This is a genomic window from Faecalibacterium sp. Marseille-Q4137 (assembly GCF_017377535.1).
Taxonomy (GTDB): Bacteria; Bacillota; Clostridia; order Oscillospirales; family Ruminococcaceae; genus Faecalibacterium; species Faecalibacterium duncaniae.
In genome coordinates this window covers 70901-94597 of sequence record NZ_JAFREK010000007.1, presented here as the reverse complement: position 1 = coordinate 94597, position 23697 = coordinate 70901, and the positions used below count along the sequence as shown (strand labels likewise).

At 49.6% G+C, this 23697-nt stretch carries 23 protein-coding genes and 1 pseudogene; 5 read left to right on the top strand and 19 right to left on the bottom strand.

All coding sequences use genetic code 11. The annotated features are described in order from the left end of the window. Positions 1–94: 94 nt before the first annotated feature. The 5 genes and pseudogenes from J3353_RS04885 to J3353_RS04865 form a co-directional block, all read right to left on the bottom strand. Positions 95–322: a hypothetical protein gene (locus J3353_RS04885; protein WP_005927345.1), complete on the bottom strand. Its 228-nt coding sequence runs from the start codon at positions 320–322 to the stop codon at positions 95–97. A gap of 402 nt (positions 323–724) precedes the next feature. Continuing rightward, positions 725–1195 carry a sigma factor-like helix-turn-helix DNA-binding protein gene (locus J3353_RS04880; protein ID WP_097791182.1) on the bottom strand — a complete coding sequence of 157 codons (471 nt, stop codon included), beginning with the start codon at positions 1193–1195 and terminating at the stop codon, positions 725–727. Between the two features lie 532 nt (positions 1196–1727). Continuing rightward, on the bottom strand, positions 1728–2435 hold the full coding sequence (locus J3353_RS04875) for an ImmA/IrrE family metallo-endopeptidase (protein ID WP_097776432.1): 708 nt from the start codon (positions 2433–2435) through the stop codon (positions 1728–1730). Beyond that, positions 2435–2716, bottom strand: a complete 282-nt coding sequence (locus tag J3353_RS04870) for a hypothetical protein (protein ID WP_015565736.1) — start codon at positions 2714–2716, stop codon at positions 2435–2437. Before J3353_RS04870 ends, J3353_RS04875 begins: the two co-directional genes overlap by 1 nt. Before the next feature lie 43 nt (positions 2717–2759). Next, positions 2760–3056, bottom strand: a pseudogene (locus tag J3353_RS04865) (DNA polymerase IV); the annotation flags it as partial. Positions 3057–3257: 201 nt separating this feature from the next. Here J3353_RS04865 and J3353_RS04860 point away from each other — a divergent pair. Continuing rightward, positions 3258–3674 carry a helix-turn-helix domain-containing protein gene (locus J3353_RS04860; protein WP_015565734.1) on the top strand — a complete coding sequence of 139 codons (417 nt, stop codon included), beginning with the start codon at positions 3258–3260 and terminating at the stop codon, positions 3672–3674. Positions 3675–3719: 45 nt separating this feature from the next. Then, positions 3720–4232: an ImmA/IrrE family metallo-endopeptidase gene (locus J3353_RS04855; RefSeq protein ID WP_370569164.1), complete on the top strand. Its 513-nt coding sequence runs from the start codon at positions 3720–3722 to the stop codon at positions 4230–4232. Positions 4233–4305: 73 nt separating this feature from the next. Here J3353_RS04855 and J3353_RS04850 read toward each other — a convergent pair whose 3' ends face one another. Then, positions 4306–4737 (bottom strand): hypothetical protein, encoded by a 432-nt coding sequence (locus tag J3353_RS04850; RefSeq protein ID WP_015565732.1) that lies wholly within the window; start codon positions 4735–4737, stop codon positions 4306–4308. Continuing rightward, positions 4706–5134 carry an MmcQ/YjbR family DNA-binding protein gene (locus J3353_RS04845; RefSeq protein WP_097791181.1) on the bottom strand — a complete coding sequence of 143 codons (429 nt, stop codon included), beginning with the start codon at positions 5132–5134 and terminating at the stop codon, positions 4706–4708. Before J3353_RS04845 ends, J3353_RS04850 begins: the two co-directional genes overlap by 32 nt. Before the next feature lie 512 nt (positions 5135–5646). Between J3353_RS04845 and J3353_RS04840 the strand changes: the two genes are divergently transcribed. Further along, a complete protein-coding gene (locus J3353_RS04840; RefSeq protein ID WP_097791180.1) occupies positions 5647–6087 on the top strand; it encodes a hypothetical protein in 441 nt (146 codons plus the stop codon). A 403-nt stretch (positions 6088–6490) separates the two neighbouring features. Here the strand turns inward: J3353_RS04840 and J3353_RS04835 are convergent, their stop codons facing one another. From J3353_RS04835 to J3353_RS04825, 3 genes are read right to left on the bottom strand one after another with little or no spacing between them, the layout of a single operon-like run. Further along, positions 6491–7741: an MFS transporter gene (locus J3353_RS04835; RefSeq protein ID WP_097791177.1), complete on the bottom strand. Its 1251-nt coding sequence runs from the start codon at positions 7739–7741 to the stop codon at positions 6491–6493. A 5-nt stretch (positions 7742–7746) separates the two neighbouring features. After that, the gene (locus J3353_RS04830) at positions 7747–8634 is read right to left on the bottom strand and encodes an alpha/beta hydrolase (RefSeq protein ID WP_207684293.1); all 888 of its coding nucleotides are present in this window, start codon (positions 8632–8634) and stop codon (positions 7747–7749) included. A 30-nt stretch (positions 8635–8664) separates the two neighbouring features. Next, the gene (locus tag J3353_RS04825) at positions 8665–8826 is read right to left on the bottom strand and encodes a hypothetical protein (RefSeq protein WP_154277713.1); all 162 of its coding nucleotides are present in this window, start codon (positions 8824–8826) and stop codon (positions 8665–8667) included. A gap of 470 nt (positions 8827–9296) precedes the next feature. Between J3353_RS04825 and J3353_RS04820 the strand changes: the two genes are divergently transcribed. Beyond that, the gene (locus tag J3353_RS04820) at positions 9297–9440 is read left to right on the top strand and encodes a hypothetical protein (protein WP_227621868.1); all 144 of its coding nucleotides are present in this window, start codon (positions 9297–9299) and stop codon (positions 9438–9440) included. A gap of 440 nt (positions 9441–9880) precedes the next feature. Here J3353_RS04820 and J3353_RS04815 read toward each other — a convergent pair whose 3' ends face one another. Beyond that, positions 9881–11266, bottom strand: coding sequence for a relaxase/mobilization nuclease domain-containing protein (locus J3353_RS04815; RefSeq protein WP_207684292.1), 1386 nt, complete (start codon positions 11264–11266; stop codon positions 9881–9883). Positions 11267–11353: 87 nt separating this feature from the next. On the opposite strand from J3353_RS04815, the gene J3353_RS04810 reads away from it, so the two are divergent. After that, the gene (locus J3353_RS04810) at positions 11354–11704 is read left to right on the top strand and encodes a hypothetical protein (protein ID WP_207684291.1); all 351 of its coding nucleotides are present in this window, start codon (positions 11354–11356) and stop codon (positions 11702–11704) included. Positions 11705–11756: 52 nt separating this feature from the next. Here J3353_RS04810 and mobC read toward each other — a convergent pair whose 3' ends face one another. The 8 genes from mobC to J3353_RS04770 all read right to left on the bottom strand — a co-directional run bounded on the left by mobC (position 11757) and on the right by J3353_RS04770 (position 23664). After that, positions 11757–12089, bottom strand: a complete 333-nt coding sequence (mobC, locus tag J3353_RS04805) for a plasmid mobilization relaxosome protein MobC (protein WP_370569163.1) — start codon at positions 12087–12089, stop codon at positions 11757–11759. Then, positions 12086–18073, bottom strand: coding sequence for an SNF2-related protein (locus tag J3353_RS04800; protein WP_370569165.1), 5988 nt, complete (start codon positions 18071–18073; stop codon positions 12086–12088). The genes mobC and J3353_RS04800 overlap by 4 nt, the downstream gene beginning before the upstream one ends. Positions 18074–18234: 161 nt before the next feature. Further along, positions 18235–18591, bottom strand: coding sequence for a TnpV protein (locus J3353_RS04795; protein WP_113993104.1), 357 nt, complete (start codon positions 18589–18591; stop codon positions 18235–18237). An 850-nt stretch (positions 18592–19441) separates the two neighbouring features. Next, complete coding sequence (locus J3353_RS04790) at positions 19442–19834, bottom strand: hypothetical protein (RefSeq protein ID WP_207684290.1); 393 nt, start codon at positions 19832–19834, stop codon at positions 19442–19444. Positions 19835–19984: 150 nt separating this feature from the next. After that, positions 19985–20188 carry a transposon-transfer assisting family protein gene (locus J3353_RS04785; RefSeq protein WP_113993112.1) on the bottom strand — a complete coding sequence of 68 codons (204 nt, stop codon included), beginning with the start codon at positions 20186–20188 and terminating at the stop codon, positions 19985–19987. Beyond that, entirely contained in the window at positions 20178–20693 is a 516-nt protein-coding gene (locus J3353_RS04780) for a YodL domain-containing protein (RefSeq protein ID WP_113993102.1), read from the bottom strand. The genes J3353_RS04785 and J3353_RS04780 overlap by 11 nt, the downstream gene beginning before the upstream one ends. 8 nt (positions 20694–20701) lie before the next feature. Continuing rightward, positions 20702–21589, bottom strand: coding sequence for an LPD16 domain-containing protein (locus J3353_RS04775; protein WP_113993101.1), 888 nt, complete (start codon positions 21587–21589; stop codon positions 20702–20704). Continuing rightward, positions 21589–23664 carry a type IA DNA topoisomerase gene (locus J3353_RS04770; protein ID WP_207684289.1) on the bottom strand — a complete coding sequence of 692 codons (2076 nt, stop codon included), beginning with the start codon at positions 23662–23664 and terminating at the stop codon, positions 21589–21591. The genes J3353_RS04775 and J3353_RS04770 overlap by 1 nt, the downstream gene beginning before the upstream one ends. Positions 23665–23697: the final 33 nt, after the last annotated feature.

Sequence of the window (23697 nt, the reverse complement as noted above, 5' to 3'; positions counted from 1 at the left end):
GCTGCAAAATTGTACCTCCATGTTGTTATGTGCAAAGCCCGCTGCCGGATGTTCCACAGCGGGCTTCGTTCAAGGTATGGTGGTATGGTTGGGGTCAGCGGTGCATGACCACATAATCATAGCCGCGCCTCATCTGGCAGACGGTGCAGGTGTCCATGCTTCGGTCAGCGCTGGGTACAAGCGCGATCTTGAAAGCCTTTGCATCCACAAAGTGCCGCAGACAGGTGCCGCAGAGGGTGCGGATGGACTTGACCATCTCAGGGGTCAGCTCCATCTCCTCGTAGATTTCCTGCTCGCGCACCGTGGGGTTCAACTCGTCCATAAAAGTGTCCTCCTATGTATCAAAAGTGGATATTCGGGTAAAGAATAAATAAGAATACGTAAAAAACGGGAACTGCCGGATGCACAGAACGTACCCGGCAGCTCCCGGATCAATATGATTAAAGGTCTCGCATATTCGCCCTCGGCCCCCTGCGAGTGGGGCATGAACATCTGGCAGCGGACTTGTACCGCTTCATTGGCATTTCAGCCACCCCGTCTGCTTTGTGACCGGGCCGCGAATTACGGAAGTATCATTATCGGAGTACCAGATGACGGAACTATTCAGTTTTCAAGGTGCGCGAGATCGGACGCTTTGCCCTGCGGTGAGTGCCGCTTGGGAAATTGTCCCTTCACTTACGAGCCATCGAGAAGGGGCAAATTGTTACCTGAAAAAGAAAATAGTTCAAAAGTTCTTCAAAAACATAGTCATTCGCTCGATTCGCTTATGAATCGTAATCCTTTTGGATTCCAAGGCACTTGCAATCTCGGACTCGGTGTACCCGGCATAGACATAGAGCGTAAGGATTTTGAGATCAAGTTCCGATAAGCTTTCAAGAGCAGCCAGCAACCGCTCATTCTCGATTTCGCCGATCCATCCAAAGCGGCTCTTGGTTTCGTGGTAGGTATCTGTTACCGTGATCGCAGCCTCATATTGCTTAAGATCTGCTGCTTTCCTTGCGTCAACGTCATCTTCGCCATCACAGACTGCCACCGTGCTGGCATCATAGGCGCGTTCACTGTTCAGGACGCCCAAATCAAACTCATACATCGCCTGAATTGCCTCTTCGCTCATTCCGGCTTCGCGGTACTGCACACGGAGTTGCTCCCACTTTGCGTTCAGCTTGCGACGTTCATTACCATTATTGAAACTCATGTGTAACCTCCAAATTTTCGATAAAGCGTAAAAAGTCGAAAATTTGGAAGGCTACGGATATTTCGCCGCTTGGGGCATCCACGAAAAACGGACAAACATAAAGCCTGCTCCTTTTTGCGGGAGCAGGCTTCCTGAAGGCTAAAAAATAGCCGGACAACCAACTAACAGAGCGGTTCTAAAAGCAGAATCACTCTATCAGCTGTTGCCCGGCTATTTGGTGCACGTTTCATACATTGCCTTGCGGCAATGGCCCGTTGCTCGGTGACGAACAGTCCATATTCAGGGTGCAATGCACCCGATTTTTGAAATTGTGTTTTGTCTAAAAAGTCAGCGCCTGCGGTAGGCTAAGTCAACGGTTGCTACGTTGCCGCACTTGAGGCACTTTATGCTGATAGAGCCTGAACAGCTCTCAGTTTTTTGGTAGAGCTTGTGTCCGCAAACCGGACAAAACCTCCAGCCAATGCTGAATTGTGCCTGCTGTATATTGTTCAGCGGTTTACTCTTAAAAGAGCGATTATTTGACCAAGTCATATTATTCTCCAAATCGAATGACGTCTAATGGGTGGCAGTGGATGGGTTTGCCATTGATGATCTGCATCTGCTGTAATCTGATCCTAATCGCAGACCACGATACTCCCATCCGTGCAGCCATCTCCAAAATTTTTTCATAGTTCGGGTCCGATGCGGATTTGTACAGGATTCCGTTTGGCAGGCACAGCGCTGCACGTTTTATTTCGGCGTTGACCAGAAATGTTGGCATCAGCAGCTCCGCTGCAAGGGTGTTCGCCTGCCATTCTTCCCATGAGGGCTGTCCGTTTCGTTCCCGATAGGCAATGTGCCCACGGCACTTGACTGCTTTTCCGTAGTCGTTCGGAAACTGGTCAGCCAGAATATGGTGTGCCGCTTCATGCGCTATCGTGAAATTCCGGCATCCGGTGCAGCTGTCTGCCGCAAGGGCGGAATCGATTACGACGTCCTTCGGCATGAACACCTCTACAAGCTTTGTTCCGTCCCCCAAGGTTACGGTAAAACCGCATTTCTGGAAAACAGTCAGTCCTAGGACACTGCCATCGCTGCATAACGGCAGCATTTTCACATTCAGCCCAAGAACAGAACTTGCGAGCCGTTCCGGGTCAATGGGTTCTGGGGCATCCTTGCTAATTCCGAAAAAGTTATAGTACTGCTCGATATACCTGCCCGCTATGTGCGAAAGGTCTGTGCGGGATAAGTATTTTGCCATTACGAAGCACAGCTTTCCGGCACGGAACAGTAGGCTTCCACGAACCACTTGCCCTGTTCAAGCCAAAGATTCCGCTTCTGACCGCAAATCAGGCAGGTGAAGCAGTGACCTTTTCCGCCTAGGCGTGATGTCCCGTGTTTGACTGCCAAGACACGATCAATTCCATAAGTGTGAGCCTTGTCATAGTTTATGGCAAGAGGGCGGATCTTGCCATCAGGAGTAAAACGAACGTCCACTTCGACGTATCTTTTCTCACGGCGAAGGGTGTAATCACCACACATCAGAACCCCTCCTTTTACAGGTTTGTCAGAACACAGTGTGCATTACTTGCGAATCATATCGATCGTATATCTCACGAGCCAGCTTTGAAAACTTCATATATTGCTCATAGTGCGGCTCCACGATCACAAGATCCTGGCACTTCTGCTTTGCCTGCCAGATTGCCTCTCCCGTGGAAACGCCAAACGCCTTTGCTGCATAGTTCTTCGCAAGTACGATACCATGCCGTTCCTCCACAGAACCACACACTGCCACCGGCTTGTTCTTCAGTTCCGGGTTCAGCATACACTCAACAGAGGCATAGAAATTGTTCATATCACAGTGAAGAATCACTCTCTGCATCCCGTATTCCTCCTCTCCGTTTGTGAAAACATGAACAACTTTTCACGAACGCATTGACACACAGCATTTCTTGTGATACTATAATTACACGAATTGTATTTCATGCTTTCATCGTCATTATAGCAAGCACGGTTTTTCATGTCAATAGATTTTTAAGAAAAAGCGTTCGTGTTTGTCATCAAAAAAGAAAGAGGTATTCCTATGGTCTTCAAAGAAAGGTTGAAAGAAAAAAGAACAGAAGCCAATTTAACTCAGGTAGAACTTGCAGAGAAGGCCGGTGTAACCGCCCGCACAATTCAGAATTATGAACTTGGCAGCCGCAAGCCATCCAATATGGTTACGATGCAGAAGATTGCGGATGCGCTGAATACTACTACTGAGTACCTGCTGGGCAGCAGCGGCACCTATGTCGTAGAAGCTCACGAAAAAGGCGGCGCAAAAGCAGCGAAAGATATTGAAGAGCTGGTCAGTGAAGTGACCGGTATGTTCGCTGGCGGCGAATTAAGCGAAGATGCCATCGAAGGAGCTTATAAAGCTCTGACCGATGCCTACTGGATTGCCAAAGAGAACAATAAAAAATACGCCCCGAAAACGAGGCGTAAAAAATCCGATCAGTGATATTTATCGTACACACTTTTCGCTATACTGTAAACTGGAGGTGGTATGATGAATGCGGAACAGCTTTCACGGGTCGGTGAGAAACTGGTAAAACATTGCGGTTCCAGAGACCCTTTTGAAATTGCAAGGCAGCTTGGTATCAATGTCATGCTTTGCGAAAATTTTGGTTCCCTGAAGGGAATGTACCGGGTGATTAAGCGAAATCGCTTTATTTTCCTGAATAACAGTCTGGATGAAAATATGCTGCGCATTGTGTGCGCACATGAATTAGGGCATGACCAGCTTCACCGGAATATGGCGAAAACCACCCCGATTCATGAGTTCATGCTCTACGATATGAAATCCAAACCAGAATATGAAGCCAACATCGTAGCAGCAGAAATCCTGATGGACAGCGATGAAGTCCTTCGCTACATCTATGAGTATGGATACACAGCTGAGCAGATCGCCAGTGCGATGTCCACCGACATCAATCTGGTTGCGCTGAAGGTGGCGCACCTGGCCACACTTGGATATAATCTGCACGCGCTGGAACATAAAAGCAACTTTTTGAAATAATGTACCTTCGAGGAGCCTGGACTGGCTCCTCTCTTTTTTGTTGCAAATTGTGCAGATGACGTCTGCACAATTATCAGCCTAACATCTGCATATGATAGAGATTCACTTTTTCCTCGAACGGCAGTCCCGGATCAATGCCGACTTCTTCCCACATCACACCGAACGGTGCGCCGCCATCTGTGTATCCAGCGATAAAGGCAAAACGATCATCGCAGTCCTCATACAGTTCTGCCAGACGTTCCCTCTCTTTCGCTTCCCGCTCCATTCTCCGCTGCCGAAGCCGCTGCTCTTCAGCCTGTTTTATCTGGTCGAGCTGTTCCTGTGTATAATTGACCCCCAGCTCCTGCAAATCTTTAGCGGCAGTCACAGCATCCACATGAAAGCGTTCCCGGTAATGCTTGTTCATCTTTTTCGGTGAACCGGTATAGGTGAGCAGCCACTGCTTGCCTTTTCGGAGGCGTGCTTCCTTTCGCTCAGCCTTCGTCAATTTCTTTTTCTTTGCCATTTGCGGAATCTCCCGGATTTTTTCCTGATGACTTTAAGTTGCGCTTTTTCGGTGCTGTCAGCTCATAGCTCAAAGAAAGCAGATCTTTGATAGCATCATCCAGTTCCGGCTTGCCAAGCTGAATACTGAGCCATTTTTCCTTGTTCATGTGATAGGCCAGAAAATAGCCTTTCTGCCCGCGAAGAGAGCCAATCAGTAGCAGATCGCTTTTCACATTAAGGACATCAACGATGCCTGCCTCCGGCAGTCCCAACTTATCAGCTGATACTTCCAGAACTACACCATACCATTTATTATTGTCGTTGTGCCGCAACACAGCATTCCAGTCATGCCTGGGATATTCCGGCTCTGTGCCGTACTGCTGGTGTATCCATGTAAATAATTCTTGTCGCGTCATTCCACATTGCAAGTGAAGTCAATCTATGTTGTACTTCCCACTGCATCCTCCATTTCCACAGAATTCGCAGCCATAAAAGCACGGTACGACGAGCAACAGGCAAAACATAATGCACATGAGTATATGTACCCTGTGCGAAAAATCATCTGTAAGGGCTGCGGAAAAACGTTTTATACAATTGTCAAATCGAAAAAATATTGTGACTACTACACGTGCGGAAAACTTGGCAACTGGAAACGCCAGCGACAGAAGCGGCTTGCACAGCGCACCGGCCTTGTTTGCAGGTGTTGTGGCAAAACATTTACGCCTAAACGCAAAGATGCTGTCTATTGTAGTAATGCCTGCCGTCAGAAATCCTACCGCCAGAGCGTTACGGATAAATCATGCGATCAAAAAAGACACATGGTAGAGCCGTAACGAAATTTCAAAACGATTCTGCTTAGCAGCAAACGGACATTCTGTCCATTTACCACAACCGTAACGATAGCACCACGACTGCCGATGTTATCATTTTGGAGACATCGTATCTTGAAGCTGCCAAGCCTGAGCTTGAAAAATACGATGTTTTGACAAAGCAAATCAAGGCTGCTATCAAAACGCGGAAAGAGTTACAGGCCGAGAAAAAGGCAACGCCAATTCTTAATGTTTTGAAGCATCGTGAGCTGACCAGCCGCATCGAGGATTTGACGGAACAGCTCGAAGATTTGCGCTCGGAGCGGGCAATAATCCTCATGTATCTTGACTGTGAAGAAAGTAGAGATACCGCCGAAGTCAAGAAAAGGTGTACTGCCGCAGAGACGATGCTTGAAAAGCTCGAAGTCAGCGAGGCAAAGTATTCTTATGCGCTGGATGATGCAAAAAACGCTTTTGCCGACTTACAGGAACAGGCAAAAGATTTGGACGCAGGAGAGTTATATGAAGCAAGGCTGGCTATTCGCAACGAGAAAGAATAGAACGGTGTTCAGCAACTGCAAAAGGCGTATGGAGAACAGTTTACTCCTGCTACAATGCTTCATGGCAGGCGTGATGTTGAAAAAGTTCTCAATGAAAGAGCCGAACCGCCGCAGTCTGTTCAGGAAGAAAAACGCAATCGTCAAGCAATGGCTGAAGATCCGCCGAGGCAAATACCCAAACGCAATGAAATAGAGTTATGAACCACAAACAGGCCGAGTATACGTTGATTTCGTTCTCGGCCGGCTTTCTTTTATATTTGATGTTTACAAGTGCAAACATCGCAAACAGACAAAAGATTTTGAATCCCCCAAGACTATAGCATAGCGAAAAGAACATACAAAAAATTGAAGCATATTAATAACAATTCTTACAACATTGATAAAACAATTTGATGCGGAAAAGTTAAAGTTTTCTGAAATTTGTATTTGCTGCAACACAGCAAGTTATTAAAACGCACAAAACCCCCGCTCCACAAAAAACGAGACGGTATTCAAGTGCTTGAGTGCCGACTACATTAATAATAAGTCCAAGATTTGATTGCAACAGCTTCGGTAAAACAATGTCAACAAGCGGGCCTACGACAACGTATGACAAAGGAACAAAACACCTTGCAATCATGGAACGCGATGCAAACACACGCCCCTGAAGAATCCGTGGTGTTTCCTGCATCCACAATGTGCCGGCAACCGTATTCAAAATTGGCGTAACAAATGAAAAGGAAAATCTTCCGATTGCAACAATGCAAGTAATATGTGTGAACCCCATAAGTTGCAAAGCTATGCCAGCAACCAAGCCACCAATAACGATCGTTTTATAAGTAAAATGTATTTTCTTTGAAAATGTAACAACCAAACTTCCGCATAAAATCCCGAATCCACCACAAGCCTTAATAATGCCTAGGTCAAATGTATTCCCAAGTGTCAAGCCGAAAGGCTCTATTAATGAGGTTGCGAGATTAAACGTAAAGTTTAAAATAGTAAAGTAAATCAAAAGTACACGTAAACTTCCTTGAGAAAAAATAAATTTGAATCCAAGCAAAATTTCTCTTTTTGTATTTCGTTTCTTCTGATTTTCGTTGTCCATTGAAAACTTGCTTGAATCTATCGTAACAAGAATTACTAAAGAAACAAGATAGCTTATTAAATCAATTATTATAATCCCATTTAGTCCAATTAATGGATAGAGCATTCCGGCAACAATCGGGGAAGCAATACTATCCAATGAATCAATAATCTGACTCATGCCGTTAGCAGTTTTTACTTCATCAGGAGAAACCAAAGTTGTAATTGATGCTTGATATGCATTATTATCAAAGAAATTTGCACAAGAATCAAGAAAGGTAAAAACACAAAGAACAAAATAATTGAATTCATAATAACTGACGCAAATATAGATAAACACACTTATCAAAGCGGCAATGGAGTCGGCGCAAATAATGATAGCCTTACGATTGTATTTGTCACATAAATAACCACTGAAAGGTGCTAAAAATATCGCTGGTAATATAGAGAAAAGGAGAATCAAAACCATTGGGGTCGCTTTTCCTGTGACCGTGTAAACCCAGACACTTACCCCAAATGACGTTAATCCTGTCCCCAAAATGGAAATCAATCTTGCAAACCAAACTTTCCTATAAGACGAATTGATATTCATAACTATTATGCCCTTCCGCCATCAAATGGGATGTGCTTCATCACAATCTCAAATATAAAATCACAAATGCATTTAATACATTCGGAATCAATTGAACCAGTTTCATTACGAAAGGAATGATCAATGCTAAAGACTTCCTTATGAATTATATCACTTTCAGTAGAACTAATTGAATCGAAAAAAAACAGATGTTGTTTAAAGTCGATTGCGCAATCTCGACTTCCTATAAGCAAAAGTAATGGCAAAGAGATGCTTTTGCATCCACTTAAGAAATCAATTTCAGACAGCTCATGGTAATAATTTGTATCATGCCCTGCAAATAGTCCATGTTCAACATATGTACTATACTGAGGATTTTGCTTCACGATATCATTAATGGAGTGCTTTCCATCAAGAACAATTTCAATAAAGGAATCAAATGTCCGCGCATTATACATTATTTTGTCTTTTGGTATTCCCCTTAATATATCTTGCCGAATTTTATTTTTGACAAAGTAATCCTTCGGGCCAAAAATCATTGTATCAAAAATAATTGCAGCCAATACGCTCTCTCTATTTCGATTAACTAAAGACGGAACCATTAGAGCACCAATGCTGTATCCAAAAAGAATCAGTTTTTTCCCAGAGGCAACAACATGATGCATGGCAGCGTCGTATAAGTCAATTATGTCGTTGAAACCATATTTACCACATTTATATCCGTCACTATCACCGTTCCCAAATAGTTCGACCCTTACCGTAGGAATCCCAAAATTGCTCAAGCTATACATTAAATCTCGATACGTGTTTTTACTCAATAATGGAGTATCAACTGTTGAGCAATCAATGCCTTGCAATAAAAAAAGGACAAAATCATTATCGTTAGGTTTTGTAATCAGAAGTTCTATAAACAAATTTTTGTATATTACTAGTCACCTATACAACTAATTCTCGTCCGCCTTGTTCGCCTCATTCGCTTCTTGATCACCAGCACCATAAACCATTATGTCTATTTTTTCGTATTTGGGGCCCTTAAAAGAACCTTTTTTCAAATCGGTTTCAACTTCGCGGTAAATTTCATCAAGACTCTTTTTATTGTTTTCCATAGCAAGCCCTCCTTCTGATCTCTCCTGCATCGTAACAGACTCTTTTTGTGTGTAAATAAAGTCAACATATTCTCTCGCTGACCATTCACCCTCTATATCATATCGTGCTATCAACAATCTGTCCATTGGCATTTAATACACTTGTCATTTGACGACCTTGTGCATATTGTACAAGGTTTTGCGGGAGCCGTGATTGATATTTGCATTGAGCAGCAGTTGCATACAAGGTCTCTATGTTCGCGCATCGAATTTTTCAAATTTCCAATTGTTATCGACTCAGAGACTGTTAATTTTAGTTATATGTTGTATTATGTAACCTTTGCAAATCAAATTATCTGTACCTTTTCATTAGTATTGAAATCTCCCTTAGTAAAATTTGCAAGATTGTTGTCAGTCTATCTATAGCAGTCCGATCAAATAAAGTTACAACTTGACAAAAGGTGTAAGATTGAGTCAAAGAGGCGATTCAAATGTTGCACAATGAAGCAAGAAAACTTCTGATTCAGGCATTGGAAAAAACACACAATGCAAGAGAAGTCGCTGAAAACTTCTCTGTCAATCGAGGCACGGTACAACTCTCCTTTCAGGGCAGTTTCGCTTCTTCGCAAAAATAACAGGCGCGTTGTTGACACGGGTAACGGTTGTGCCGACCCAACCAATCAAAACATTGAATCTTTTACGAAGCGAACGGACGGTCTACGCTGTTAGTAATTCCTGAATGGAAACCAAGCAAGCAGTTTTGCCACTTTCAGCCCCAGTTAGTACTTCAATATTACTATGTTTTGGAAATCGGCACAACCATATAACCGTCTGTGATGAAACTATTTTTGTTTCATCGATGACATTGTACCAGCAAGCAGGGCGAGCTGGTACCAACTCGCGATTTTTGAATCAGATTTTTCAAATCCAAATTCAAAATGCTTGTTGGGCTGTGCCCAATCCCCTATCGTTCCGCATCGTGCGATGCAGGCTGCGCGTTTGTTCCAAACACTTTTATAACAAAAAAGATAGCCTAGGGCTCTTCCATGAGGGAAGGGTCCTAGGCTATCTTCGTTTATCGGGACTTCGTTTTTTCGGTGCTGCTCTTTTCCTCTGCAAAGAACAGTTCTACGTTTCTCTTTGCACGAAGAAGCTCCTGCATTTCTTCTTTCGCTTTACGATAGTCCGGGTAGAGTGCTTTCTTTTCCGTCAGCAGCTTGGAATATTCCGTATCCAGTTCTTTCACCTTGGGGAGCTTTTTCAGGTTAGCTTCATCGAATGCCGCTTTCGCTGCCTTGTGCAGTGTGATCTCTGCACGATGACCTTCCAGAAAGTGCTTGCTGTATCCGGTCTTTCGGTAGGCATCATAGACTGGTCGCGTCTTGGCGTAGTTGATGATGTGTGCTTTCAGCACCGCAATTTCTGCCAGTCGATTTTCAGAATCTTTAATGGAATCGCCCAGTTCGTGATAGTGAGCAGTAGCAGCATCCACACGCTCCTGCATCTCCTCAATGCTGCCGATTTTATTTTCCTGCAAAAAAATCAGGGTCTTGGACATCTCTTTCAAATTGTAGCGTTTAGCCCACCGTGCATAGCCTTCGCTTTTGCCCTCGGAGAGTTTTGCCTGAATGTCCACCAACAGGTGGAACGGCTGCTCTTTCGGTGGCTGCTTCTGATACGGGCGGTGTTCGGATCCTCCGGCAATGACCGCCTTGATTTCATCTTCACTGTATCCCGCGCCCAGTGTCCGAAAACGGATAAAGCGTTTCTGCCGTGTTCCTTTGACCGAAGTGTACTTTCCCCGTTTGATTTCGTAGCCCTGCTGTTCCAGCTTTTGAAGAAAGCCCTCGAAATTTGCGGGCCTCTCGTTCAGCAGGATGTTGTCGATTACGGCACACAGCTTATCACGATTACTTTCTCTGGGTGGATAAAGGGTGCGCTTCTGCCGCTCTCGGTACGGCTTGATTTCAATAACAGACAGCTGATGTTCCAGACAAATCAAATCGCTCAACCGCTGCACGGCCAGCCCGGATAATAAAAAATCCCGAAATTTTCGGGTGCTGTCCAGCGCAGTGGAGTTGTAGATAATGTGATTGTGGATGTGTTCCCGGTCTGTGTGGGTGGCAACGATAAAAGCGTATTTGCCCTTGGTAAACCGCATGGCAAGTTCATAGCCCACCTTGTTGGCTTCCTCGGCGGTGATCTCACCGGGCTTGAAGGACTGTCGAATCTGATAGGCAATCACGTCACTTTTTTGTCTGCGCCCAGTGACAAGTTCATACTGCCGTTTGGACAGCATGAATTCTTCATCCACCGTCAAAGGACTGCATTCGTAGCTGCTAATCAGTTCGCCATGCTCAGTCTTGTCGGGATTCTGCGCATAGTCCGTGCGGCTTTTCAGGCAGGCCGCAACCGACTTGCCCTTGTTCTTGTGCAGCGCGATCAAACGTGTTGCAGCCATCGAACGCCCCCTTTTCTTAAAAATAAATTGGAATTGACTTCAAAATCTGATACACTCGTAAAAATATCTGTGAAAGGAATCTGTCCCATGAAAAAGCACGGACATTATTGTAAAGTCTGCGGCGAGTACAAAGCAAATGAAAAGTTTTCGGGCAAAGGTCATACAGCTCACATCTGTAAAAAGTGCGCTGCTCTGCCGCCAGATGTACGCTCTGCGCAGATGATTGAAAACAAGCTGCTTTCTTTGCCATGGAGACTTTCCAAAGAACAAATAAAATGCCTGAACAACAAAGCCCATGACAAGCGGCCTGAGATTCGGGAGCTTGCGCAGGAGCAGCTTGATATGCGCTTCCACCCGGAACGGCTTGCGCCGGATGGTGCTGATAAATTTGAAGATTTACCGCTCAATAAGGATAACGAGGACGAAGATGAGTGGTAATCCTTATGCCAATAAAATTTATGTAACCCGCAGTGTTTGGCTGCGGGCAGTGTTACAGTTCTGTCAGCATTGCAAGAATTTGCTTACTGACGCTGATCAGTTCATCCAACCGGGCGCGCAAATCCTCCAGATCGGCAGTATAAATCTGACCGTTTTCATTGGCTACTTTGGCGTACTGGTTCAGATTGTTGCTACACATCTGCAAAAGATACGCCATCCGGCGCAGCTGCGGCAGATCCAGATGCAGACAATACCCGTCCAGTGCCATCTTGCGCAGATAGGAGCCAATGCTCAGGATGCCGCTGGCTTCCATTTTGTTCCGAATCCGCTCCAATTCCGGCTTGCTGACCCGGAAATGGAGTTGCTGGTCGCGGCGGTCGCTCACCGGGCATCACCGTCCTTGTCGTAACAACTGCGGAAGGGCTTCACCGGCTCCGGCTTGTCCGATTTTTCTTCCAGTGCCGCCAGCACCGAGGGGCGGCGAGGTGAATCCTCCTGTTCTTCCTCGTCCTGTTCCGGGTCATGGCTCTTTTCATCCACATCTAACTGGGCGTTCAGTTCCGCAAGCCGTGCGGACTTTTCTGCCAGTTCTTCCTCCTGCGGGAAGGGCTTTTCCACCTCAATCTGCGCCGCCGCCTGCTGCTGATGCAGGGTATCCAGTTCGTTCTCTGCGGCAGTGATGCGCTCCGGGAAGTTGTTCAACGAATTATCCAGCCGGATGATGTTGCCCAAAGGGTCGGTGCCCAAGGGCACCGTGTACTTTCGCTGCCCTTTCAAAAGTGCCTGATACTCCGTGCGGAAAGCATCGAACCGCAGGGACAGTTCAAAGCCCCGGTAGCTGCCAATCACTTTTTCCTCGGCGTTGGGCAGTTCCGAGCAGGCAAGCACCAGACGCTCACCGGCGGTCTTTTTCTCGTCGTAGGCAACGCCCTTGATGGTCATGCCGCAGAAGCCCTCTTTCTCCTGCGGGTGGGCGGCAGCAAGCTGTGCATCGGCTTTCAGCCCCGCAATGTGGGCGTTCGTTTCCTGAATGTCTGCCGGGAACTTGGTCAGCAGCTTGTCCTGCAAGCGGAATTTCTGGCTCTGGTGGTCGGCTTTCAGAACCTTCAGCTTTGCGACCTGTACATCCAAATCCATTTTCTCCTTGATGAGTGGGTTTCCGGCGCACAGTGCCTTGATCTCCGCATAAGAAAGTGCCTGTTCGTCTACATCTTCGCAGGAGCGAACAGGAGATTTAGAAGTCATGATTTGGCTGATAAATCGCTGTTTATTTTCCAGAGTTTGGAACAAATAACTGTCAAATGTCCCTTCTGTGACGTAGTTGAACACCTTGACTTCCTTATTCATATTGCCCTGACGGATGATGCGACCATTGCGCTGGGTCATGTCGCTGGGCTTCCAGCCAACATCCAGATGATGCACCGCCACAAGTCGGGACTGGACGTTGGTGCCCGCTCCCATTTTTGCAGTGCTTCCGAGCAAAACTCGCACATCGCCAGAGCGCACTTTGGAGAACAATGCCGCTTTTTTCGCCTCGGTGTCGGCGTTGTGGATGAACTCGATCTCGTTTTCCGGCACACCGGCGGCAATCAGCTTTTTGCGAATATCGTCATAGACGTTAAAATTGCCGTCGTTTTTCGGCGTCGAGAGGTCGCAGAACAAAAGCTGGGTCAACTTCTGGTCTTTGCCTTCCTCCCAGATCTTCAGCACGTTCTGCACACAGACGTTCAGCTTGCTGTTGGGGTCATCGGGCAGCATGGGGTTCATCAGGCGAACGTCCAAGCCGATCTTTCTGCCGTCATTGGTGACGCAGAGCATATTGTCCACGGAGGCATCTACTGCACCGGAGTGGATTTCTGCAGCACGTTTGCTCAGTTCCTGCACCATTTCCTTTTGAATCTCCGAGGGTTTTGCCACCACGGTTTCAAACTTTGCTTCGGGCACAGGCAGATGAAGCTGGTCGGATGTTTTAATGTCCGCAACCTCCTTGAACATGGACATCAGTTCCGGGAGGTTGAAGAACTTGGCGAACCGGGTACGAGCACGGTAGCCCGTACCTTCCGGCGCCAGCTCAATTGCAGTGGTGGTCTCTCCAAAAGTGGATGCCCAGCAGTCGAAGTGGGTCAGCTTTTTCTGCTGTAAGGTGCTGTACTGCAAATACCGCATGACCGTGTACAGTTCGGTCATGGAATTGCTCACGGGCGTGCCCGTGGCGAACACCACGCCCCGCCCACCGGTGATTTCATCCAGATAGCGGCACTTGCCAAACATATCGCTGGATTTTTGCGCTTCGCTGGTGGATAATCCCGCGACATTTCGCATTTTTGTCGTGAGGAACAAATTTTTGAACGCGTGTGACTCGTCCACAAACAGGCGGTCAACACCCAACTGCTCGAAGGTAACTACATCGTCCTTACGCTCATCGGAGCGCAGTTTTTCCAGCTTGGCTTCCAGCGTTTTCCGGGTCTTTTCCATCTGCTTGATGGAGAAATTCTCGCCTGCGTGGACTTTCAGCTCATTGATGGCGGCAAGCGTTTCATCAATTTGCTCCTGAATGATACGCTCCTGCCGCTCAAAGGACAGCGGGATGCGCTCAAACTGCGAATGGCCGATGATGACCGCATCGTAGTCGCCAGTGGCGATGCGGGCGCAGAATTTTTTGCGGTTGGCGGTCTCAAAGTCCTTGCGCCGTGCCACCAAAAGTTTGGCGTTGGGGTAGAGGTTCAGAAACTCGCTTGCCCATTGTTCTGTCAGATGGTTGGGTACGACAAAAAGGCTTTTCTGGCACAAACCAAGGCGTTTTGCTTCCATGGCAGACGCTGCCATTTCGTAAGTTTTTCCTGCACCCACTTCGTGTGCAAGCAACGTATTACCGCCATAAAGCACATGAGCGATGGCGTTGCGCTGGTGTTCCCGGAGGGTGATCTCCGGGTTCATGCCCACGAATTTGATGTGGCTTCCGTCATACTCACGGGGGCGGGTAGAGTTGAACAGCTCGTTGTACTGCTTCACCAGCGCAATGCGCCGCTGGGGGTCTTGCCAGACCCAGTTGGCAAAAGCATCCTTGATGACCTGTTGCTTTTGCTGCGCCAGCATGGTCTCTCGCTTGTTCAGCACACGTTTTGGCTTGCCCTCGGCATCCTCGATGGTGTCGTAGATGCGGACATCTTTCAGGTTCAGAGTTTCTTCCAAAATTTTATAGGCGTTGGCTCTGCTAGTGCCGTAGGTCTCGGAGGAAATAATGTCACTCCGCCCGGTGGCGGTCTTGCCCTCCACACGCCACTCGGCGGTATACGGAGAATATCTCACCTTGACCGCATGGCGCAGATAGTAGGGAATCTGGAAGGTCTCAGTCATAAACTTCTGGATAATATCCGGGTCCAGCCATGTGGCACCCAAGCGCACATCAATTTCGGAGGCTTCCAACTCTCTGGGCTGCGCCTTGGTCAGCGCCTCCACATTGACGGCAAATTCCGGGTTGGTCTCGGCGGCAAACTGCGCCATCCGCAGCTTTGACCGGACATCGCCGGACAGGTACTCGTCTGCCATCTGCCAGCCTGCTTCCGGGTCGGTGGGGTCGGCGGCAGGGTCTTTGAAGATCACACCGGAAAGTTCGGTGGTAATGCGCCCGTACTCACCGGGAGTGCCCAGCAGTTCTGCCATATAGGGCAAGTCCACTTTGCCATGCTCACCAATAGATACCGCCAACGCTTCGCTGGGGGTGTCCACGCTGGTGACGGTGCGCTCCGGGCGAATGGTGCGCTTGGTGAACATCGCTGCCTTGGATTTAAGCTGCCCCTGCTCGTCCAGATTTTCCAGCGAACACAGCAGATAGTAGGAAGAATCCTGCTCAAACAGCCGCCCATTTCTGCGGTCGTTCAGCAAGCCATATTTGGCGGTAAAGGCATCGTAGGCGGCGTTCAAACGCTCCTGTGTTGCCTTGATGTCGGCATCTGGGTAATCCTCCAACTGCTGCTGAATCAATTCATTGACGATCTGCCGCAGTTCCACCATGCCGGTGACACGCCCCTTGGCGGTGTCGGACAGTTCCACCTGTGTCATCACGGAATTTTCCCGGTAGAACACTTCGCCGTCCACTACGGTATAGGAGAAGTTTTTTACATCCGGGTCAGCCGGGAGAATGTGCTTCTCATTTTCGGAATCCGCAATATCTGGTGTTTCTACCTCAACTTCGGTGTATTGCCCCTCAATATGCTGTACCGCCTCGGCAAGCTGGTCTGCAAGGTTTGCACCCTCGATGGGAGCAACGGTCAATTCCTCTCGTCCATACTGGGTGCTTTCGGTGGAGAGTACGCCCAGAACCATCTCCGGATGGTCTGCGAAATACTGGTTGATGGCAAAGCCATCCTCGGTCTTGCCAAGCTGCACCCAGTCCGGCTCGTGGTTGATGGGGCGGTCACGCTTCTGCAGGAAGATAATGTCGCTGACAACATCCGTACCAGCGTTGGCACGGAAAGCGTTGTTGGGCAGACGAATGGCCCCCAGCAAATCGGCACGCTCTGCCATGTGTTTGCGAGCGGTGCTGTCCTTGCTGTCCATGGTGTAGCGAGATGTGACAAAGGCAACGATGCCGCCCGGACGCACTTGGTCGATGGCTTTTGCAAAGAAATAATTGTGGATGCTAAAACCAAGTTTGTTGTACGCCTTGTCGTTGACTCTGTATTGACCAAAGGGCACGTTGCCGACAGCGAGGTCATAAAAATCACGGCGGTCGGTGGTCTCAAAGCCAGCCACAGTAATGTCAGCCTGCGGATACAGTTTTTTCGCAATGCGCCCGGTGATGCTGTCCAGTTCTACACCATACAGGCGGCTGTCTGCCATGCTGGTGGGTAGCATTCCGAAAAAATTGCCTGCGCCCATGGACGGCTCCAGAATGTTGCCAGACTGGAAGCCCATTTTTTCGACCGCATCATAAATAGAGCGAATCACTACCGGGGAGGTGTAGTGGGCGTTCAGGGTGCTGGAACGGGCGGCGGCGTACTCATCTTCGGAGAGCAGCCCTTTCAACTCTGCATATTCCTTTGCCCAACTATCTTTTCCGGGGTCAAAGGCATCCGCCAGACCGCCCCAGCCCACATACTGGGAAAGCACCTGCTGTTCCTCAGCGGTGGCACCCCGGTGTTCATCTTCCAGCTTGAACAGGATGCGGATGGCTTCAATGTTCCGGGCATATTTCTGCTTTGCGCCGCCCTCGCCCAGATGGTCGTCCGTGATGTGGAAGTTCCCGGCAGGTTCCGGCGCAGCTTTAGCATTCAGGGCTTCATCCAAGGCTGCGGCATCCGGGAAGGTCTGCACTTTTCCGTCCATCACGGCAGAGATGGGCAGTTTGTCCAATTCATCGTCCGTAAGCGGCGGTTCGTCCTCGTCCGACTCATGCGCAGGAGTGAGATTGACCGTCAGGTTGTGCAGATGGATGTTGCCCGGCTGGCGCAGCAGCCGTTCCAGATTTTCCTTGCTTTCCGAGCGGGCAACCGGATAGACCTCATCCGGGTCACGAAGCTGGATGTTCAGACTTCCGACAGTTTCGACCGTAAAATCCTTACCGTCCAGACGGATCGTATCGCCCACACGGTAATCACGCTCTTTTTGGAGAGCGGGAACAGGTTCATTTTCCGCCAAAAACTTTGCCTTTTCCACTGCAAGCCAATCGGCGGCAGTTCGTTCATCCGTCTCTTTTTTCAAAGTGGTGCAATAGGATTCGGCCTGCTCCTTGTCTGTAAATTGCGCCATTCCGTTGTCATTTGCATAGTAGCCCTCATTGAGATCATCCCAGATAGCAAAAAGCGGGGACGTACCTCCGACCACTTCTCGGACAGAAAAACGCTCATATTCCGGCACCTCGGATTCCTTGTAGATGGTTTCTGCCTGCGCCAGCATTTCATCCACACGCTGGCTGGGTTTATTCTGCCGCAGACCATCCTCAAACTGTTTCCGGTTGATGACCTCGTTATCCCACGACTGTCCGTGTGCACTGGTGTCGATGCGCACATCGGTTTCACCGATATAGCCAATGGTGCCCTCGATGGTTCCAGTGGGTAGATCAACCATTACATCGTCACCGACTTTGTAGCCGTTTTCTTCCTGTACAGCGGCACGCTGCTCCTTTTCTTCCTCCGTCAGGTATCGGTCGGACTGGATCATCAGGTCGATATACTGTTCCACCTGCGCCCATTTCAGGGTGATTTTCTGGTGGTCGGGGTAATGATCAAATTCCAGTCCCTTCCAGTCGTGATTCACAAAGCCCCGGCTTCCGTCCAGAAAATCGTGGGAATGCCCACCGATGCCGTATTCCTTTGCCAGTGCCTTGGCACGGAGATTGCGGTCAGGCTGGGTCTGGTACAGTGCCATAATGCGCTGCTTACCGCCCATAAATCCCGAACCATGCTTACGCAGCTCGTTCTCAACTTCAGCCTGCGACAAAACAAAAGCGGAGGGCGTTTTTTCGCTCTCCGCTTGGTCGATTTTTTCAATTTGCTGGACTTCGGTGGGGATGTGGGCATCAAAGAAACTTAACTGTAAATCAATTCCATCAGCACCAGTTCCTCTGCCTGTGCCCGCAGGCTGTTCATGTGCTGCACCCATGCCATCTGATTCTGCTCCTTGTCCGGGGCGGGGGTCTGTTTCAAGAGCTGTGCTATGGTCTGCTGCATCCGGTCCTCTGCTGTTTGCTCCACCTCCATCAGGTGCGGGTACAGGCTCCCGTTCAGGAGCATCGTGTTGTACAGCACTGGGCGATGGTCTTTCAGGTACGTCCGGCGCAGCCTGCCGTACTTGCCCAGCGGCTTCCGGGGCTGGTTCAGAATCAGGTTCGGGAGCTGGTAGTCCCCGACGGTCGAGTAAGTCACGTTCCTGCTGTTCGTATTCATATTGGCTCCTTTCTGCATTGCGGCGGCGAATGGTTGTTTTAACGGTGCGCTCAATTTGGCGTAAGACCTCCCGGCTCATGTCGCTGACGGCTGCGCCGAGGGCAAAGACGGCATCCGGGGTGGAGAAGTTGTAGATCGCCTGAAAATCGTCCTTGTCGAACCACCCGGCAGGCTCAAATCCACAGCGTTCCAGCAGCGTGTAGGTGACGCTGATTGCAGCAGCGCTTTTGAACTGCATCTCCACCCCGGCATCATCATAATCCATCAGCAGCGAACCGTCAACGATGGCGCGGATGTCCCCGCCGTTGTTGTCCCAGTAATCTGCCACCAGTTTCCCTGCAACGTCCGCAAGCTGCTGGCTGACACGCTCTCCGCTGATGCCATAGGTGGCGGCGAGCATTTCCGAAACCGGCTGCACTAAATCAGGGCCGAGCTGCCACACCTCCGGGTCACGAGAATTGCGGCGCACCCCGGTGTCCGACACATCGAAAACGTAGTGCAGACGAGGGAATCCGCTGGATTCGTCCAGCAGGGCGATGCCCTTGGCTCCCCGGCGCACATAGCGGTTCATCCGGTTGTTCCAGATGTCAAAGTCGGCGCAGGCGGTGGCATCCGGTCGCTGGGCGTAGATCATAAGCTGGTCTGCAAAGGGGTACTTATACAGCCGGGATGCGGTGGTCAGGTATGCTGTCCAGCTTTCCCAGTACCGGGTCATCCCGTTCGCTGTGCGCTGGGCAAGGGCGAGATATTCTTCAGTTTTGCTTGGCATAGCGTTCCTCCCTTCAAGTTCATGGTAAACAAAAAAGCGAGCGGCCTTTTCAGGTCACTCGCTTATGGAATCTATGGTATTTTATTCGTGTTTTGCAGCAAACTTTTCTGCCATCTCCAGCAGACGGTCAAAGGTCTGCTTTTCTTCCGGCTCCTCGATCAGCTTGGCAAGGAGCGCACGGAACACATCGGTGCTGTCCTGCCCCAATGCAACTGCAACTTTTTCAATGCAGTCGTGCAGCTTCTTGACATCATCATCGGAAGGCTTGGATTTTGCAAGCAGGTCGGACAGGTAGCTGATGAAGGGATAGGTAGAATCATCGTTGATGATCTCGTTGGTCTCCTCGATGATCTTCTGGTTATCTTCGGGGGTCATATCGCCTTTTTCTTCCCATACATCACGGGAAGAAGTGCGGCCTTTCAGAAAAGTGGCAAAGAGCAGGCGGTCGATGGGTGATCTTTTAGTGGTATCCATTGGCTATCCTCCGCTTTCAATTTTTCTGTGCATTAAAACTGGCTTTAGTATAGCATGAATGGAAGTATTCTATCAAGCCCAGTTTCTTGCGGTTTGCGAAAATTTTTCGTAACAAAAGAGCCTATGTACGCCGCCCGCAGGCGGCAAAGGTCAGTCCGGGGGGAATTTCAGTTCGGCAAACTCTGCATCGGTCAGCAGTTTCAGCTTTTCGATAACTCCCTCCGACAGTTCCCGCAGGGCAGTCTCATCGGGCATCAGGTAGCACTGCATGAGCCGCAGTTCATGGATAAGCCCCAGCCGGGTGCCGGAGTTGTAGAGCATCATCAGCATGAGCTCTTCGTGGTTAAAGTTCATGGGCATCCCTCGCTTTCCGGCAGACGGTTGGATTGCACTCCGGGGCATCGCACTTTTCCTTGAAATTCATCAGTACCGAATGGCGTTCCGGCTGCTTGTCCAGAAACCTCTGTAAATCTTTGAAGCCGATGCTGTCCACATAATGCACAGACACCTCGCCATTGTGTTTGAGTGCGATCACATCGCTGACCGACAGGCTGTGCCCCTCAAAATCCTGCGGACGGGAGAGGTTGAACATCTGAAATAGTTCTTCCAAAATCTCGTTGTTCGGCACATCCTGCCACATGGCGGGCAAATCAGCATAGTAGGTGACCTCATAATGCTCCGGGTCTGGCGTTTTGCCACGACGATGCAGTTCCCGCATGGAAGCAAATCTTTCATCGAGGTTTTTTTCGTCATGCCGCAGCTGCATCACCATATAAACATCGCACCCCGCATTCAGAAACTTCTGCGGGATGTCCGTCATGGGTTCACCGTCAAAATTCTGGTTCCATTTTTGCTGCATCGTCCACCTCACAGTTCTGGCGCAGAACGTGCAGACGATTTTGGCGTAGACGTATCACTTGCCAGTTCTGCCAGCTTTTCCAGTGTGGAAGGGCGATGGTCTGCACTCAGCTCCTCGGCTTCCGCAACTTTGTCCATGACGGCATCGTAGTCCTGCAGTAGCCGCCGCCCCTTTTCCATGTGGTGCGCTTCCAGAATCTGCTCACGGGCTTCCTGAATGGTCAGTTCCGGGGCATCCAGCTGCCCACCGTCCATTACGGAATAATCACTGTGGTAAATAGTGTAGTCCCAGCCGTCCTCACAGGACTGGATAGCAAGATAGCCCTTGCCGCCCAGTTCCCATGTAGCCTGCTCGTCCTGTGTCTGAATTTCGGGGTAGAAGTCTGCATGGTTTCGTTCCATGACCTCGGCAAACTGGCAGATGTGGAACACGTTGCCCAAACCGCCCATGTCAAAGTGGTAATCATCCAGATGTTCCAGCCGTGCCGTAAAGCTGCGCCCATCCGGGTAATCCACCTGTACAACTCCGCCATCGGGAATGCGGTAGAGGTCGTCATAGTGGCTGTTGATGAGACGAATATCCTTCGGTAGCGTTTCAGGCTCCCAGATGCGCCGTCTGCCGATACCAGCTTGCGGGATGTTTTCGAGGATCTTTACGCTTTCCTGTTGGATGGCCTTGCGGTCATCGTCCGAAAGTTCAAACAGATACCAGTTCCGGGCAGCAGGAATGGCGTTCCTGCCATCGGGCGGCAGGTTCTTTTCCGAGATCTGCCCGCTTTCCAGCGGCTCACCAGTTACCTTGTTATAAGTGGAAAAGCCGACCCCTGCACCGTTTTCTCGGAGATGCAGATAGCGTTCATCGTTGATAAGGTAGACCGCTTCTTTTATCTGCTCCATCAGCACCCTCCTTCAAATTCCAGAGAAAACTTGCTGCGGCCATCGGCTTCACAGGACAGCAGCACGGTGGCGTTGTAGGTCTTGCCCTTGGCGCTCTTGCAGTCCTTCAGACGGACCCGACCATCCCGCAGCAGCTTGTCCGCCACATGAGCGTCCAGACGCTTGCCCAGACGCTTGAAGAACGCATTATCCTTCCACAGCACGAAACGGCACTCCCGGTTCTCGCAGAACCAGCCCTTTTCACGCTCTACGACAGGCTTCCCACAGTTCGGACAGACACCAATGATTCTGTTTTTCATAAGCGCATTCGCTCCTTTCCTAGCCTCGGTGGTCGTTACCAGCGAGGAGATCATCTCTTTGATTTCAGTCATAAAAATTTCCGGCTCCATTTCGCTGCGCTCAATGCGCAGCAGCTTCGTTTCCCAATCGGCGGTCATTTCCGGGGATTGGATTTCTTCGGGCATCACCGTAATCAGGGCTTTGCCCTTGTCGGTAGGCAGCAGCACCTTGGTTTTCTTGTTGCCCTTGCGTTCCAGAAAACCCTTCTGCACAAGCTTTTCAATGGTGGCAGCACGGGTAGCTGGGGTGCCGATGCCCTGACGCTCCACGCCCTCCGGCATACTGTCTGCACTGGCGGTTTCCATCGAGTGTAACAGTAAATCTTCCGTAAAATGCTTTGGAGCTGAGGTCTGACCCTCTTTCAGTTCGGCCCCGATAATGCCGCACTCACTCTGCTCCTGCACATCCGGCAGAACAGCAGGTTCTTTTTTCTTGCCCAGCAAATCGCCCAGCATTTTCCGCTCGATAGCTTTCCATCCGTCGGACAGCACCACCTTGCCTTTTGCGGAAAACTCCTCTTCAGCGCAGATGGTGGTGAGCGTAGTTTCTGCATAGCAGTGCGGTTCGCCTACGGCACAGAGCAGCCGTGCAGCAATCAACCGTAGAATATTCCGCTCCCCGGCAGGGAGGGCGGCAAGATCTGCGTTTGCCATGCTTTTCGTAGGCAGCAGCGCATGGTGGTCGGTGACCTTGCTGCCGTTGATGACCTGCTGCACATGGATGGGAAACGACTCTTCCACAGTAAACGCCCTGCCCGTATCTGTCACCAGCCCCGGAAGGGATGCCGCCATATCCTCCGTCAAAAATCGGCTGTCTGTGCGGGGGTAGGTGATGAGTCGTTTTTCGTAAAGACTTTGGGCATAATCCAAGGTCTGCTGTGCCGTAAATCCCAGCAGACGGTTGGCATCCCGCTGCAATGCGGTAAGGTCATAGAGTTGCGGCGGGCTTTCGGATTTCTCCTTGCGTTCCATCTTCTGCACCGTAACGCGCCCCTCCTTTCGGCACTTGGAAAGCAGCAGTTCAGCATCCGCTTTCTGTGCAAACCGCTTGCTGGATGCGGTGCCGCCGTCTGCAAGGGTCAGGGCAACCGTGCAGAATTTCTCTGGCACAAAGGCAGCAATGGCGGCTTCTCGTACCACGGTCATGGCAAGCACCGGGGTCATAACACGCCCTACCGCCAGCGGTTGACCGTACAGGCATGAAAAAAGCCGGGACGCATTGATGCCGACCATCCAGTCGGCACGTTCCCGGCAGAGTGCTGCATTGTACAGCGCATCGTATTCAGTTGACGGTTTGAGATGGGCAAAGCCCTCCCAGATGGCAGATTCCTCCATGCTGGACAGCCACAGACGGGAAAAGGGCTTTTTGCACCCAGCCTGCTGGTACACCAAGCGGAAGATCAGTTCTCCCTCGCGCCCTGCGTCCGTAGCGCAGATTACACTGTCCACATCCGGGCGGTGCATCAGCTTTTGCAGGATGCCAAACTGCTTTTTGGTACTGGCAGACACCAGATACTGCCACTTCTGCGGTAGGATGGGCAAATCTGCAATGCTCCACTTGACGTATTTGGCATCGTAGACATTAGGCGGAGCCAGTTCCACCAGATGACCAACGCACCAGCTGACGAGATAGCCGTTGCCCTCCCAATAACCATCCTGTCGATTGGTCGCACCGAGGACCTTTGCGTAAGCTGCCCCGACAGAGGGCTTTTCCGCCACTACCAAGCAATAAGACAATAAGCATCAACTCCTTTTTATAAATGGTGTCAT

Coding starts and splice junctions, on each gene's coding strand:
- J3353_RS04880 (WP_097791182.1), bottom strand. CDS start 1,195: ATGAGTTTCAATAATGGTAATGAACGTCGCAAGCTGAACGCAAAGTGG.
- J3353_RS04800 (WP_370569165.1), bottom strand. CDS start 18,073: ATGGCACTGTACCAGACCCAGCCTGACCGCAATCTCCGTGCCAAGGCA.
- J3353_RS04810 (WP_207684291.1), top strand. CDS start 11,354: ATGAAAAAGCACGGACATTATTGTAAAGTCTGCGGCGAGTACAAAGCA.
- J3353_RS04875 (WP_097776432.1), bottom strand. CDS start 2,435: ATGGCAAAATACTTATCCCGCACAGACCTTTCGCACATAGCGGGCAGG.
- J3353_RS04855 (WP_370569164.1), top strand. CDS start 3,720: ATGATGAATGCGGAACAGCTTTCACGGGTCGGTGAGAAACTGGTAAAA.
- J3353_RS04795 (WP_113993104.1), bottom strand. CDS start 18,591: ATGAATACGAACAGCAGGAACGTGACTTACTCGACCGTCGGGGACTAC.
- J3353_RS04860 (WP_015565734.1), top strand. CDS start 3,258: ATGGTCTTCAAAGAAAGGTTGAAAGAAAAAAGAACAGAAGCCAATTTA.
- J3353_RS04790 (WP_207684290.1), bottom strand. CDS start 19,834: ATGGATACCACTAAAAGATCACCCATCGACCGCCTGCTCTTTGCCACT.
- J3353_RS04785 (WP_113993112.1), bottom strand. CDS start 20,188: ATGAACTTTAACCACGAAGAGCTCATGCTGATGATGCTCTACAACTCC.
- J3353_RS04850 (WP_015565732.1), bottom strand. CDS start 4,737: ATGGCAAAGAAAAAGAAATTGACGAAGGCTGAGCGAAAGGAAGCACGC.
- J3353_RS04775 (WP_113993101.1), bottom strand. CDS start 21,589: ATGGAGCAGATAAAAGAAGCGGTCTACCTTATCAACGATGAACGCTAT.
- J3353_RS04815 (WP_207684292.1), bottom strand. CDS start 11,266: ATGGCTGCAACACGTTTGATCGCGCTGCACAAGAACAAGGGCAAGTCG.
- J3353_RS04820 (WP_227621868.1), top strand. CDS start 9,297: ATGTTGCACAATGAAGCAAGAAAACTTCTGATTCAGGCATTGGAAAAA.
- J3353_RS04780 (WP_113993102.1), bottom strand. CDS start 20,693: ATGCAGCAAAAATGGAACCAGAATTTTGACGGTGAACCCATGACGGAC.
- J3353_RS04885 (WP_005927345.1), bottom strand. CDS start 322: ATGGACGAGTTGAACCCCACGGTGCGCGAGCAGGAAATCTACGAGGAG.
- J3353_RS04870 (WP_015565736.1), bottom strand. CDS start 2,716: ATGTGTGGTGATTACACCCTTCGCCGTGAGAAAAGATACGTCGAAGTG.
- J3353_RS04845 (WP_097791181.1), bottom strand. CDS start 5,134: ATGACGCGACAAGAATTATTTACATGGATACACCAGCAGTACGGCACA.
- J3353_RS04835 (WP_097791177.1), bottom strand. CDS start 7,741: ATGAATATCAATTCGTCTTATAGGAAAGTTTGGTTTGCAAGATTGATT.
- J3353_RS04825 (WP_154277713.1), bottom strand. CDS start 8,826: ATGGAAAACAATAAAAAGAGTCTTGATGAAATTTACCGCGAAGTTGAA.